12 protein-coding genes are annotated in these 13762 nt (G+C 38.9%); 11 read left to right on the top strand and 1 reads right to left on the bottom strand.

The genetic code is table 11. The features are described from left to right. Positions 1–257 precede the first annotated feature (257 nt). The 8 genes from HMPREF1117_RS08990 to pcp all read left to right on the top strand — a co-directional run bounded on the left by HMPREF1117_RS08990 (position 258) and on the right by pcp (position 8308). Positions 258–1535, top strand: coding sequence for a hypothetical protein (locus tag HMPREF1117_RS08990; protein ID WP_000091383.1), 1278 nt, complete (start codon positions 258–260; stop codon positions 1533–1535). Positions 1536–1609: 74 nt separating this feature from the next. Next, positions 1610–3094: a threonine synthase gene (gene thrC, locus HMPREF1117_RS08985; RefSeq protein WP_000177117.1), complete on the top strand. Its 1485-nt coding sequence runs from the start codon at positions 1610–1612 to the stop codon at positions 3092–3094. Between the two features lie 60 nt (positions 3095–3154). Continuing rightward, the gene (locus HMPREF1117_RS08980; RefSeq protein WP_000473946.1) at positions 3155–4435 is read left to right on the top strand and encodes an MATE family efflux transporter; all 1281 of its coding nucleotides are present in this window, start codon (positions 3155–3157) and stop codon (positions 4433–4435) included. Between the two features lie 3 nt (positions 4436–4438). Then, positions 4439–5062, top strand: a complete 624-nt coding sequence (locus HMPREF1117_RS08975; protein ID WP_001172847.1) for an HAD family hydrolase — start codon at positions 4439–4441, stop codon at positions 5060–5062. A gap of 161 nt (positions 5063–5223) precedes the next feature. Beyond that, a complete protein-coding gene (locus tag HMPREF1117_RS08970) occupies positions 5224–6429 on the top strand; it encodes a LysM peptidoglycan-binding domain-containing protein (RefSeq protein ID WP_000746066.1) in 1206 nt (401 codons plus the stop codon). 323 nt (positions 6430–6752) lie between these two features. Then, positions 6753–7178: a MarR family winged helix-turn-helix transcriptional regulator gene (locus HMPREF1117_RS08965; protein WP_000890078.1), complete on the top strand. Its 426-nt coding sequence runs from the start codon at positions 6753–6755 to the stop codon at positions 7176–7178. A gap of 10 nt (positions 7179–7188) precedes the next feature. Beyond that, a complete protein-coding gene (locus HMPREF1117_RS08960; RefSeq protein ID WP_000022855.1) occupies positions 7189–7551 on the top strand; it encodes a DUF1304 domain-containing protein in 363 nt (120 codons plus the stop codon). A 112-nt stretch (positions 7552–7663) separates the two neighbouring features. Further along, complete coding sequence (pcp, locus tag HMPREF1117_RS08955; RefSeq protein WP_000866910.1) at positions 7664–8308, top strand: pyroglutamyl-peptidase I; 645 nt, start codon at positions 7664–7666, stop codon at positions 8306–8308. Between the two features lie 23 nt (positions 8309–8331). On the opposite strand, the gene HMPREF1117_RS08950 is transcribed toward pcp, so the two are convergent. Then, complete coding sequence (locus tag HMPREF1117_RS08950; protein ID WP_000798171.1) at positions 8332–9189, bottom strand: DUF975 family protein; 858 nt, start codon at positions 9187–9189, stop codon at positions 8332–8334. A 116-nt stretch (positions 9190–9305) separates the two neighbouring features. On the opposite strand from HMPREF1117_RS08950, the gene tgt reads away from it, so the two are divergent. From tgt to nagA, 3 genes are all read left to right on the top strand, one after another. Beyond that, entirely contained in the window at positions 9306–10448 is a 1143-nt protein-coding gene (gene tgt / locus HMPREF1117_RS08945; protein ID WP_001285246.1) for a tRNA guanosine(34) transglycosylase Tgt, read from the top strand. Positions 10449–10548: 100 nt separating this feature from the next. Then, positions 10549–12366: an acyltransferase family protein gene (locus tag HMPREF1117_RS08940; protein ID WP_001220902.1), complete on the top strand. Its 1818-nt coding sequence runs from the start codon at positions 10549–10551 to the stop codon at positions 12364–12366. Positions 12367–12517: 151 nt separating this feature from the next. Beyond that, positions 12518–13669 (top strand): N-acetylglucosamine-6-phosphate deacetylase, encoded by a 1152-nt coding sequence (gene nagA / locus HMPREF1117_RS08935; RefSeq protein ID WP_001134552.1) that lies wholly within the window; start codon positions 12518–12520, stop codon positions 13667–13669. Positions 13670–13762 lie beyond the last annotated feature (93 nt).

Raw genomic sequence — 13762 nt, 5'->3', positions numbered from 1 at the left:
AAAGATACCGTAGGTATCTTTTTTTATTTTTAGTAAAGTAATTTATATGTTATTTTTTAATAGCTTTGTTTCTTGTTACGTTCTAGAGCGTTACTTTTAATTTTTAGTATGTCTAAAGTTATGTTTATTTAGGAGTAAAGGAGGTCTCGCTACAATATTTTTTGTTTGCTAATTCTTTGTTCTATTCTGTTTTTGGATATTTTGGTATAATATTAGTTATTCCTATTTTATTTTGATTGCGAAAGAGTTTGGTTATTATGTCACGTTCGATTGAGTTACTAAAGAGGCGGTATTTAGAAAATTTGAAAGATAGTTCTTCCTTATTTGTTGGCATTGAGTTGGAGTATCCAGTTGCTAATTTAGAGGGTAGAGCTACAGATATTAAAATTGTTCTGGATTTGATGAGGTATCTGATTTCAACTTTAAACTTTACTATTGAAAAGGTTGATGATTTTGAAAATCCTATACAGCTTGTTGAGCCTATAAGCCAGGATAGGATTGTCTTTGAAGTTTCCTATACAACAATCGAATTTGCATTTGCAAAGGCAGAATCTATACAGGAAGTAGAGTATCGTTTTCAACGATACATGGATTTTATTCAAAGGAAGCTAGGAGAATCCCAACATGCGATAGTTGGTTGTGGAATTCATCCCAACTGGGATAAAAATCAGAATTGTCCTGTAGCCCATTCTCGTTATCAGATGCTAATGAATTATTTAAATTTGAGTAGTACTGTTACAGATGCTTCCTTACATAATTTTCCTGAATATGGGGCCTTTATCTGTGGAAGTCAGGTTCAATTGGATGTTTCAATGTGTAATTACCTGAGTGTTATCAATGCTTTCACACAGATTGAAGCAGCTAAAGCTTACTTGTTTGCAAATTCTGACTTTTCTGGAGCAGACTGGGACACGAAGATTGCTAGGGATATTTTCTGGGAAGAATCGATGCATGGAATTTATTCTGAGAATGTCGGTGTAAATGCTCGACTCTTTAAAGATGAGGATGATTTCTTTGCTTATCTGGATCAATCTGCTATTTTCACTGCTGAACGTGATGATCAGACCTATTATTTTTATCCTATTCGGGTCAAAGATTATCTTGATACAAATGCTATAACTGCCTATGATCTTGATGGTAAAGAATACATTTTACATCCAGAAGAAAAGGACTTTCAGACCCATCGTAGTTACCAATATCAAGACTTAACCACTAGAGGAACAGTTGAGTTTCGTAGTGTTTGTACGCAACCATTAGATCGTACTTTTGCTTCTGCAGCTTTTCATCTAGGTCTATTAGTGAATCTAGAAAAATTGGAAGCTTATCTAGAGAAAGCTAATTTCTTTAAGATCTTTAGTCGTGATTACAAAGGGATAAGACGTCAATTTTCTAAGAAGTCACTTTCGACTGAGGAAGAAGAGGCTGTTGCTCAATTTGCTAAAGATTTACTCATTTTAGCGGAGGAAGGTCTGGAGATGAGAGGAAGGCAGGAGCTAATTTATTTACAGCCTTTAAAAGAAGATTTAAGACTATAAATTCTCTAATTAAGGAGAATTTTCTGAAAAATCATGATATAATGGAATGGACTATAGATAAAGGATAGAGAGTAATGACATTAGTTTATCAATCAACCCGTGATGCGAAAAATACAGTAACTGCCAGCCAAGCTATTTTACAAGGCTTGGCGACGGACGGTGGTTTATTTACACCAGTTACTTATCCAAAGGTAGATTTGGACTTTGACAAATTGAAAGAAGCTTCTTACCAAGAAGTTGCTAAGCTAGTTTTGTCAGCATTTTTAGATGACTTTACAGCTGAGGAGTTGGACTACTGTATCAACAATGCTTACGATAGCAAATTTGATACTCCAGTTATCGCACCATTAGTGAAATTAGACGGGCAATACAACCTGGAACTTTTCCATGGTTCAACAATTGCATTTAAGGATATGGCCTTGTCTATCTTGCCATACTTTATGACAACAGCTGCTAAGAAACATGGTTTGGAGAATAAGATTGTTATCTTGACAGCGACATCTGGTGATACTGGGAAAGCTGCTATGGCAGGGTTTGCGGATGTTCCTGGTACTGAGATTATCGTCTTTTATCCAAAGGATGGTGTTAGCAAGGTACAAGAGTTGCAAATGACCACTCAGACTGGTGACAATACTCATGTTATCGCTATAGACGGTAATTTTGACGATGCGCAAACAAATGTGAAGCACATGTTCAACGATGTGGTTCTTCGTGAGAAATTGGCTGCCAATAAACTACAATTTTCATCAGCTAACTCTATGAACATTGGTCGTTTGGTACCACAGATTGTCTACTATGTTTATGCCTACGCTCAGTTGGTTAAGACTGGTGAGATTGTGGCTGGTGATAAGGTTAACTTTACAGTACCAACAGGAAACTTTGGAAATATCTTGGCTGCCTTTTATGCTAAGCAAATTGGTCTACCAGTTGGCAAATTAATCTGTGCTTCAAATGACAACAATGTCTTGACAGACTTCTTTAAAACTCGTGTCTATGACAAGAAACGTGAGTTTAAGGTGACAACAAGTCCTTCTATGGATATTTTAGTCTCTTCGAACTTGGAGCGTTTGATTTTCCATCTTTTGGGTAATGATGCGGTTAAGACAGCAGCACTTATGAATTCCTTGAATTCTCAAGGCCAATATGAATTGACAGATTTCGACGAGGCTATTCTTAACCTCTTTGCAGCTGAATATGCGACTGAGGAAGAAACAGCGGCAGAAATCAAGCGTGTTTATGAGTCAGATTCTTATATCGAGGATCCACATACGGCGGTTGCCTCAGCAGTTTATAAAAAATACCAAGCGGCTACTGGAGATGTAACTAAGACAGTGATTGCTTCAACAGCTAGTCCATACAAGTTCCCAGTGGTTGCAGTAGAAGCTGTAACAGGGAAAGTTGGCTTGACTGACTTTGAAGCCTTGGATCAATTACATGAAATATCAGGAGTGACTGTGCCACCTGCAGTTGATGGGCTTGAAACAGCTCCTGTTCGTCATAAGACGACAGTGGCAGCCGCTGACATGCAAGCAGCGGTTGAGGATTATCTAGGACTTTAAGACAGAGAGAGTAAACTCGGTTGGGAAACCAACTGAGTTTCTTTTCATCAGGAGGAAGGATTGTTTAAAAAGAATAAAGATATACTCCATATTGCTCTGCCAGCTATGGGTGAAAACTTTTTACAGATGCTCATGGGGATGGTGGATAGTTATTTGGTAGCCCATCTAGGATTAATTGCTATTTCAGGGGTTTCAGTTGCTAACAATATTATAACGATTTACCAGGCTATTTTTATTGCTCTGGGAGCTGCAATTTCCAGTGTTATTTCAAAAAGCATGGGGCATAAAGACCAGTCGAAGTTGGCTTACCATGTGACAGAAGCTCTTAAAATAACGGTGCTTATAAGTGTATTTTTAGGAGCCTTGTCTATCTTTGCTGGGCGGGAGATGATTGGACTTTTAGGGACCGATAGGGATGTAGCCGAGGCTGGTGGACTGTACTTATCCTTGGTGGGTGGGTCGATTGTTCTTCTTGGACTAATGACAAGTCTGGGAGCCTTAATCCGTGCCACTCATAATCCTCGTTTGCCTCTCTATGTTAGTTTTCTATCCAATGCTCTTAATATTCTTTTTTCAAGTACTGCTATTTTTATCTTTGATATGGGGATAGCGGGTGTTGCTTGGGGAACCATTCTTTCTCGTTTGGTTGGGCTTCTCATTTTGTGGTCTCAGTTGAAATTGCCGATGACAGCACCGACTTGGAAATTTGATAAGGACTTGTTAACCATAGCCTTGCCAGCAGCAGGGGAACGTCTTATGATGCGGGCTGGAGATGTCGTTATCATTGCTTTGGTGGTTTCCTTTGGGACAGAGGTTGTAGCTGGAAATGCGATTGGAGAGGTCTTGACTCAATTTAATTACATACCGGCTTTTGGTGTAGCGATTGCGACAGTCATGCAGGTGGCTAGAGCATTGGGTGAGGAAAACTGGAAGCGAGTAGATGACTTAAGTAAGCGGAGCTTTTGGCTTTCTCTATTTCTCATGCTACCCTTGACTTTTGTGATTTATGCCTTCGGAACACTGCTTAGCAATCTTTATACGAGCAATCCAGTAGCGGTTGAGGCTAGCGTTCTAGTAACTCTCTTTTCTCTGTTAGGAATTCCTATGACGACAGGGACAGTCATTTATACGGCTGTTTGGCAGGGGTTGGGGAATGCTCGTCTTCCTTTTTATGCTACAAGCTTTGGAATGTGGTGTATCAGAATTGGGACAGGATATCTGATGGGGATTGTTCTTGGTTGGGGCTTGCCTGGTATTTGGGCTGGAACCCTTTTGGATAATGGTTTCCGTTGGTTATTTCTACGTTACCGTTACCAGCGTTATATGAGCTTGAAAGGATAGAAGATGCAAAAAACAGCTTTCATTTGGGATTTAGATGGGACCTTATTGGACTCTTATGAGGCCATTTTATCAGGGATTGAGGAGACCTTTCGTCAGTTTTCGATTCCTTATCATAAGGAGAAGGTGAGAGAGTTTATCCTCAAGTATTCGGTGCAAGATTTGCTTGTGCGGGTGGCAGAAGATAGAAATCTGGATGTGGAAGTGCTCAATCAAGTGCGTGCCCAGAGTCTGGCTGAGAAGAATGTTCAGGTAGTTTTGATGCCAGGTGCGCGTGATGTACTAACTTGGGCTGCTGAACATGGAATTCAGCAGTTTGTCTATACGCATAAGGGGGACAATGCTTTCACTATCCTAAAAGATTTAGGTCTGCAATCCTATTTCACAGAGATTCTAACCAGTCAGAGTGGCTTTGCGCGGAAGCCAAGTCCAGAAGCGGCTACCTATCTGTTAGACAAGTATCAGCTGAATCCTGAGAAGACCTATTATATAGGGGATCGGACTCTGGATGTGGAATTCGCGCAGAATAGTAAGATTCAAAGTATCAACTTTTTAAAGTCGACTTATGAGAGCAATCACAGGATTCAAGCGTTAGCAGATATTTCCCGTATTTTTAAGGCTGAGCGATAAAAAGATTGTGTCAGTTTTGTGACAGAGACCTAACAAACTATTTCAAGTAATCGAGTTTGTTACAAGGAATAGACAGTTCTGTTAAATAGCCCTTGGAGGGCTTTTTTGCTGTTTTTTTGTGATATGATAGTTAGGTACTCATTTGAAAGGAATGTGAAAGAATGAAGAAAAGAATATTATTAGCTTCAACAGTAGCCTTATCTTTAGCGCCAGTATTAGCAACTTACGCAGAAGAGATTCTTTGGACTGCTCGTAGTGTTGAGCAAATTAAAAATGATCTTACTAAAAGCGAGAACAAAACGACTTATACAGTTCAGTATGGAGATACCTTAAGCACCATTGCTGAGGCTTTGGATGTGGATCTTACGGTTCTAGCCAATTTAAATAAAATCACCAATATGGACTTGATTTTTCCAGATACTGTTTTGACAACTACAGTTAATGAAGCAAAAGAGCTAACAGAGGTTGAGATTCAAACACCTCAATCAAACTCTAATGAAGAAGTGACGACTGCCACAGCTGATTTAACAACCAACCAAGTAACAGTTGATAATCAGACAGTTCAGGTTGCAGATCTTTCTCAACCGATTGCAGAAGCTCCAAAAGCGGTAGAAACTACAAGTACAAAAGAAGCAGTATCAAGTCCAGAAGTTACAGAGACAGTGACTGCTTCAGAAGAAGTCGCGCCATCTACAGGAACTTCTGTCTCAGAGAGACAAACAGCCGAACCAACCAGTACAGTAGCAGAAGTAGTTCCTCAGCCAACGACTCCAGCTGAGAAGCAGGTAACACAAGCAAGTCCTCAAGCTGAACCATCAGTAGAAGCAACTACAAAGCCAGTAGAAGAAAAAGCAACCGAAACAACTGCAACAAACTCAGAAGAAGTAAAAGAAGTATCATTATCAAATGAAGCTACACCTGCAGTTTCTACTTCTCAATCAGAACAGAATCAAACTGCGTCAACAACCTATTCTGCACCAGCTGCTCCTGATTATGCTGGAATTGCTGCAGCTAAGTCTGAAAATGCTGGTCTAAAGCCACAAACGGCTGCCTTTAAAGAAGAGATTGCTAACTTATTTGGCATCACCTCTTTCAGTGGTTACCGTCCTGGAGACAGTGGTGATCACGGTAAAGGTTTAGCTATTGATTTTATGGTTCCAGAAAGTTCAGCACTTGGAGACCAGATCGCAGAATATGCAATCAAAAATATGGCTAGTCGTGGAATTAGTTATATCATATGGAAACAACGTTTCTATGCTCCATTTAACAGTATATATGGACCAGCTAACACTTGGAATCCAATGTCAGACCGTGGTAGTGTGACTGAAAATCACTATGACCACGTTCACGTTTCAATGAATGGATAAGTCCGACTTGGGAATGTCATTTTGATGATTGAGATAACGAATGAGATATAGCTTTCGTGATAGGAAGTGATTCTCGTTCGTTTTTTTCTTTGTCATACTCTTCGAAAATCTCTTTAAACCACATCAGTTTTGCCTTGCCGTACTCAAGTACAGCCTATGTCTAATTTCCTAGTTTGCTCTTTAATTTTTATTGAGTTTCAATTTGAATGGAAAATAGGAAGTTTCCATCTTGTAATAATCCAAGCATAATTCTTGCACTATATTTTACTTCACACTATAATTGATTTGTCAACTATTGATAAATCAATCAAAAAGAGGAAGAAATGCTAGAGATTCAAGATTTACTTTATCAACTTCGCTTGTCTGAGCAAGCGAGTACGCAATTATTTGAAAAAAGGCTTGGGATTAGTTTGACACGGTATCAGATTTTACTGTTTTTGCTGGAGCATTCCCCTTGTAACCAAATGGCGGTTCAGGAGCGTTTGAAAATTGATCAGGCTGCTTTGACACGGCATTTTAAGATTTTGGAAAAGGAAGGTTTGGTTGAGCGTCATCGTAATCCTGAAAATCAGCGGGAAGTGTTGGTAGAAGCTACGAAGTATACCAAGGAGCAGTTAGTGGTGAATCCTCCTCTGAAACATATCAAGGTTAAGGAAGTGATGGAAAGTATCTTGACAGAGTCTGAGAGAACAGAACTCAGCCGTTTATTAGATAAATTGGTTTTGGGTATTGAAAATATAGAAATTTAAGGAGAAATAGATGTCAATTATTACAATCATTTTAGCAACGATTGTTGCTTTGGAGCATTTTTACATTTTTTATTTGGAAAGTATTGCAACGCGATCAGATGCGACTAGTCGTGTCTTTAACATTGAAAAGGAGGAACTGACTCGTTCCTCAGTAAGCTCATTATTTAAAAATCAAGGAATTTATAATGCTTTGCTAGGAGTCTTTCTCTTGTATGGCGTTTATTTCTCGCAGAATTTAGAAATTGTGACTATTTTTGTCTTATTTGTGATTGGTGCGGCGGCTTATGGCTCTCTCTCAGCGGATAAGAAAATTATTTTGAAGCAAGGTGGACCAGCTATTTTGGCCTTAATTAGTATTTTACTTTTTAAATAAACTCAAAGGCCAGTCTTGACCTCTCTAGTCCTTTTTAGTCCAGAATAAGGGAAATATGTTATACTTGTCTTTAAGAAAAGAGTTTTATGGAATCATTTGTAAGGAGTTCGAAATGAAAGTATTAGTGACAGGCTTTGATCCTTTTGGTGGAGAAAAGCTCAATCCAGCCTTAGAGGCTATCAAATCCTTACCAGCTCAGATTCAAGGGGCTGAAGTTCGATGGCTAGAAGTTCCAACCGTATTTTATAAGTCAGCTAAGATTTTAGAGGAGGAGATAAGGCTTTATCAACCAGACATCGTTCTGTGTGTAGGCCAAGCAGGTGGAAGAAAGGGACTGACACCTGAACGAGTAGCCATCAACCAAGATGATGCACGTATCCCAGATAATGAAGGCAATCAACCAATTGACCGTCCAATTCAGCTTGATGGGCCTCCTGCCTATTTTAGTAGTCTTCCCATTAAAGCTATGGTTCAAGCTATAAAAGAGGAAGGATTAACAGCTTCTGTTTCCAATACTGCAGGGACGTTTGTTTGTAATCATCTCATGTATCAAGTGCTTTATTTGATTGAGAAAGAATTTCCAAATATTAAGGCAGGCTTTATGCATATTCCTTATATGGTGGAACAGGTGGTAGATAAACCCCATACTCCAGCTATGGATTTAGTTGATATTGTTCGAGGAATAGATGCTGCAATTCGAGCTATCATAGAGTATGGAGAGAAGGATTTACAACTGGTAGGTGGAGAATTACATTAATAAAAAGCTTAAAGGAAAAACCTTTAAGCTTTTGGTCTTTTTCGAGCCAGTAATGCTCGGTAAAAAATAATTTTATTAGATTGAATATAAGGTAGAAGGGAAAAGCTAGCGATCTCAAAAGTAATCCAGTTTAAAAAGTACCAGGGCAGTAATTGTAAGTCCAGAATAAAGCGTTGGTACTTGTAGCCCTTCATCAAGAAACGACTGGTTTTAAGGATTTGTCTTGGTCTAGCTTGTCCCAAGTCTAGGGTGTCACAGAGGAGAAATTCTACCTGTGAATAAGCATAGTATTGTGGAATATAGAGGATATTTCCGACAATCATCAAGATAAGACTTGTTAAAAAGTAAAATCCAAAGGTCATAAGGAAGTGTTCATTTTCGATTGAAGACAGGTCTAGGTTTGGGAATTCAGGATGTAAGGCAACAAACTGCTTTGTCAGGTGACTGCTATAAAATAGAAAATAGACACCAACTAAACTTGGTATACTCCATAAAAAGAGATAGAAACGCTTCAGAAGAAGAGTTAGAAAGGTTTGGGAAAAACGCTCATCACTAAAGAGGATAAAGCTGCTTTTAACTGACAAATCTAGCTCAGACTTTTTGATGAGTTGTAGGGTTGTAAAGACTGCACTAGTTAGAAAAATTGAACCAATAAAGGAAACAGATAAAGGGAAAAGATAAGCTTGAAGTATCTGACCTAACATACTGATAAAAGGTAGTTCTATCAGACTTTCTTGAATTCTGTCTAAGGGATTGAAAAAAGCTGAGAAGATAAAGATGAGACTCGGTAGCATATAGACGAGAAAGAGGCGGGGATTTTCAGACTGTAATTGTCTGGCTTGCAGACGAATTGTTTTTAAATCAATTTTTGAGTTTTTCATTCTCTCATTATACCATAGTTCGTGACAGTTCCCTCTTTTTTTGATAAAATCATACAGTATGCCCTTGGGCTCAAAGTAAGAACTGGGACTGTCTTTCCCAGCTTCGGAGGTAGAAAATGTCAGATTCACCAATCAAATACCGTTTGATTAAGAAAGAAAAACACACAGGAGCACGTCTAGGGGAAATTATTACCCCACATGGAACCTTCCCAACACCTATGTTTATGCCAGTTGGAACACAAGCAACTGTCAAAACACAATCACCAGAAGAATTAAAAGAGATGGGGTCTGGAATTATCCTGTCAAACACCTATCATCTATGGCTTCGCCCGGGTGACGAACTTATTGCACGCGCAGGTGGTCTCCACAAGTTTATGAACTGGGATCAGCCGATCCTAACAGATAGTGGAGGTTTCCAGGTTTATTCTTTAGCAGATAGCCGTAATATCACAGAAGAAGGGGTAACTTTTAAAAATCATCTCAATGGTTCTAAGATGTTCCTATCGCCAGAAAAAGCCATCTCTATTCAGAATAATTTGGGGTCAGATATCATGATGTCTTTTGATGAGTGTCCCCAGTTCTATCAACCTTATGACTACGTGAAGAAATCAATCGAACGTACCAGCCGTTGGGCTGAGCGTGGTCTTAAAGCTCATCGTCGTCCACATGATCAAGGTTTATTTGGGATTGTTCAGGGGGCAGGTTTCGAAGATCTTCGTCGCCAATCTGCTCAAGACCTGGTTAGTATGGATTTTCCAGGCTACTCGATCGGTGGTTTGGCAGTGGGTGAAACTCATGAAGAGATGAACGCAGTTTTAGACTTCACCACTCAACTCCTTCCTGAAACTAAACCTCGCTACCTGATGGGAGTGGGTGCACCAGACAGCTTGATTGATGGGGTTATTCGTGGGGTAGATATGTTTGACTGTGTCTTGCCGACTCGTATCGCTCGTAATGGGACGTGTATGACTAGTCAAGGAAGATTGGTTGTGAAAAATGCTCAGTTTGCAGAGGACTTTACACCACTGGATCATGAGTGCGATTGCTACACTTGTAAAAACTATACACGCGCCTATTTGCGTCACTTGCTTAAAGCAGATGAAACTTTTGGCATCCGCTTGACTAGCTACCATAATCTTTACTTCCTACTTAACCTGATGAAACAGGTCCGCCAAGCTATTATGGATGATAATCTTTTGGAATTCCGTGAGCATTTTGTTGAAAAATATGGCTATAATAAGTCAGGACGTAATTTCTAATAGTGAAAAATAAGAATACAAAAATCCTAAGTTTTCTCTTGGGATTTTTCCTCTTTTTTTGATAGAATAAAGTGAATAATGAAAGGGAGAATAAACTCGTATGCGTATTAAATGGTTTTCCTTGATTAGGATTACAGGATTACTGTTGGTACTTTTGTATCATTTTTTTCAGACCGTCTTTCCTGGAGGATTTTTGGGGGTAGATGTCTTTTTCACATTTTCAGGGTTCCTGATTACTGCTCTACTAATTGAAGAATTTAATAACTATCACCAAATTGATCTACTAAGTTTTTTGAAACGACGTTTTTACCGGATTTTTCCTCCAGTGGTAGTGATGATTTTAGTGACTATCCCTTTTACGTTTCTAGTGCGTCGTGATTATGTAGCTGGAATTGGCGGGCAAATAGCTGGAGTTCTTGGATTCATGACCAACTATTATGAGATGCTCACGGGAGGGAGCTACGAATCTCAGTTTATTCCACATTTGTTTGTTCATAATTGGAGTTTGGCAGTTGAAGTTCACTACTATATCCTTTGGGGCTTGGCAGTTTGGCTTTTATCTAAATGGGCTAGATCAAAAGGTCAGCTTAGAGGCATGGTCTTTCTTGTGTCTATAGCAAGCTTTTTGATTAGTTTCTTCTCCATGTTTATTGGTAGTTTTTTAGTGAGTTCCTATTCATCTGTTTATTTTTCAAGTTTAACTCATATCTATCCCTTCTTTTTGGGAAGTATTTTGGCAACTGTAGTGGGTGTTCGTGAAACGACTTCTTTGGTCAAACAGTTTGATAAAAAGTTGGATTTAAGGAAGAACTTATTCATGTTTGGAGGAAGTTTTGCCTTATTACTTGTCCTGACACTTTTTGTTAAATTCACTTACCTATTTGCCTATCTATTCGGATTTTTACTCGCAAGTCTTGCAGCTCTTGGGATGATTTTCGCAGCGCGTGTTTTACATGAAAAAACACCAAATACAAAGGAACCTAAGATTATTAGTTTTTTAGCAGATACTAGTTATGCTGTCTATCTCTTCCACTGGCCCTTCTATATCATTTTTTCTCAGTTGACATCAAATCTTGTAGCTGTCTTACTAACACTGCTATTTTCGTATGTCTTTGCTAGTTTTTCATTTTATGTGATAGAGCCTTGGATTGCAGGTAAGGATACACCTATTTTGGAAACGATTCGTACTTTTCCTTATATTCAGAGAATATTTGCATCTATTACAGGAGTCTTGACGTTAATAGCTCTATTGGTAACACTTTTGGCCCCACAAGTGGGAGCTTTTGAAACAGATTTAACGGTAAACGGCTTAAAACAAGCTGCTACCAACCTCAACCAATCAAAATTGATGGCAGAACGTGCAGATGCAAGCAGTTTGGGTATTGCTGATGGAATTATGTTGATTGGTGATTCGGTTGCCTTAAGAGCGAATACAGCTCTTCAGACAGCTTTACCTGGTGCTCAAATCAATGCACAGGTTAGCAGAACAACTAAGAATGCTAATGAAATCATGCTCAATAATAGTCAGAATAAATTTTTACCTAAAATGGTAATCATTGCAACGGGAGTTAATAATCCTGAAAATTACAAAGAAGATTGGGATAGTATGATCAAAAATCTTCCCAAAGGTCACCATTTGATTTTGGTTACTCCTTATGAAGGGGACAAGAAAAAAGATACTTATGAAATAGTTGAGAAAGCTGCTGCTTACATGAGAGAGCTAGCAAGTAAAACTCCTTATGTAACAATCGCTGATTGGAATCAGGTTGCTAAGCAACATCCTGAAATCTGGACTGGAACAGACCAGGTTCACTTTGGAAGCGATAATAGTAAGATTGAAGCTGGATCAAAATTATACTCTGACACTATTTCTGCAGCTGTTCAGGAAGCTCAAGAAAAACCTGTCAAGTCAAAATAATTTATAAAAGAACATAAAGAGTTGGAGAGATCCAACTCTTTTAAAATATATCCAGAAAACAGGTCTATACCATTTACAAATGAATCAGAAAAGTTTATAATGTAATTGACATAATAAATATCAAAAGTAATCTTTTAAGGAGGTCATTATTATGCCTAATTACGTTAAAGCGGATCAGTTTTTCTATCCATTTGGCATTCGTCGCGGTGGGTACTTAGAACTTGTTGATGGCAAATTTGGGAAACATGTGGATCAAATTCCTGAAGGAGCAGAGGTTCTTGACTATACTGGTTATAGCATTGCACCAGGTCTCGTGGATACTCATATTCATGGATATGCAGGTGTAGATGTGATGGACAACAACATTGAAGGTACATTGCATACTATGAGCGAAGGACTTCTTAGTACCGGTGTTACCAGTTTCTTGCCCACAACTTTAACAGCCACTTATGAGCAATTGCTTGCAGTCACTGAAAATCTTGGGAACCATTACAAAGAAGCAACAGGTGCTAAGATTCGTGGGATTTATTATGAAGGTCCATATTTCACAGAAACTTTTAAGGGGGCACAAAACCCAACTTATATGAGAGACCCTGGTGTTGAGGAGTTTCATTCTTGGCAGAATGCTGCAAAAGGGATGCTAAATAAAATCGCTATTGCACCAGAACGTGATGGGGTGGAAGATTTTGTACGTACTATTACAGGTGAAGGTGTGACAGTTGCACTTGGACACTCAGATGCGACATTTGAACAAGCTAAGAAGGCAGTTGATGCAGGAGCTAGTGTATGGGTACATGCCTATAATGGGATGCGTGGTTTAACACACCGCGAACTCGGTATGGTAGGAGCTATGTATGAGCTCCCACATACTTACGCAGAATTGATTTGTGATGGTTATCACGTAGATCCAAAAGCTTGTGAGATTTTACTTAAGCAGAAGGGGACAGAAAACATCGCTCTTATTACGGACTGTATGACAGCTGGTGGACTTGAAGACGGTGACTATATGTTGGGAGAATTCCCTGTTGTAGTAGCAAATGGAACTGCACGTCTCAAATCTACTGGTAATTTGGCAGGTTCTATCCTCAAACTTAAAGATGGTATGAGAAATGTAGTCGAGTGGGGTATTGCAAATCCACACGAAGCGGTTATGATGGCTAGCCTTAACCCAGCAAAATCTGTTAATATTGATGATGTCTGTGGACAAATTCGTGAAGGTTATGATGCAGACTTTATTGTTTTAGACAAAGATTTGGAATTGGTAGCTACGTATCTAGATGGTGTGAAACGTTACCAAGCATAAAGATAAAGTAAGGCAGGAATGGTTACAGGATTCCTGCTTTTTTATCTATATTACTTTATCGGTAAATAAAAAAGTTAAAAAATCACAAAAAAA

It is taken from the genome of Streptococcus sp. SK643 (genome assembly GCF_000259505.1).
Classification (GTDB): Bacteria; Bacillota; Bacilli; order Lactobacillales; family Streptococcaceae; genus Streptococcus.
This window is presented reverse-complemented; position numbering and strand designations above follow the sequence as displayed.

Bases quoted from the DNA above. Each gene is read 5' to 3' on its own strand.
- HMPREF1117_RS08990 (WP_000091383.1), top strand. From the start codon at position 258: ATGTCACGTTCGATTGAGTTACTAAAGAGGCGGTATTTAGAAAATTTG.
- HMPREF1117_RS08970 (WP_000746066.1), top strand. From the start codon at position 5,224: ATGAAGAAAAGAATATTATTAGCTTCAACAGTAGCCTTATCTTTAGCG.
- HMPREF1117_RS08940 (WP_001220902.1), top strand. From the start codon at position 10,549: ATGCGTATTAAATGGTTTTCCTTGATTAGGATTACAGGATTACTGTTG.
- pcp (WP_000866910.1), top strand. From the start codon at position 7,664: ATGAAAGTATTAGTGACAGGCTTTGATCCTTTTGGTGGAGAAAAGCTC.
- HMPREF1117_RS08960 (WP_000022855.1), top strand. From the start codon at position 7,189: ATGTCAATTATTACAATCATTTTAGCAACGATTGTTGCTTTGGAGCAT.
- HMPREF1117_RS08965 (WP_000890078.1), top strand. From the start codon at position 6,753: ATGCTAGAGATTCAAGATTTACTTTATCAACTTCGCTTGTCTGAGCAA.
- tgt (WP_001285246.1), top strand. From the start codon at position 9,306: ATGTCAGATTCACCAATCAAATACCGTTTGATTAAGAAAGAAAAACAC.
- HMPREF1117_RS08950 (WP_000798171.1), bottom strand. From the start codon at position 9,189: ATGAAAAACTCAAAAATTGATTTAAAAACAATTCGTCTGCAAGCCAGA.
- nagA (WP_001134552.1), top strand. From the start codon at position 12,518: ATGCCTAATTACGTTAAAGCGGATCAGTTTTTCTATCCATTTGGCATT.
- thrC (WP_000177117.1), top strand. From the start codon at position 1,610: ATGACATTAGTTTATCAATCAACCCGTGATGCGAAAAATACAGTAACT.
- HMPREF1117_RS08975 (WP_001172847.1), top strand. From the start codon at position 4,439: ATGCAAAAAACAGCTTTCATTTGGGATTTAGATGGGACCTTATTGGAC.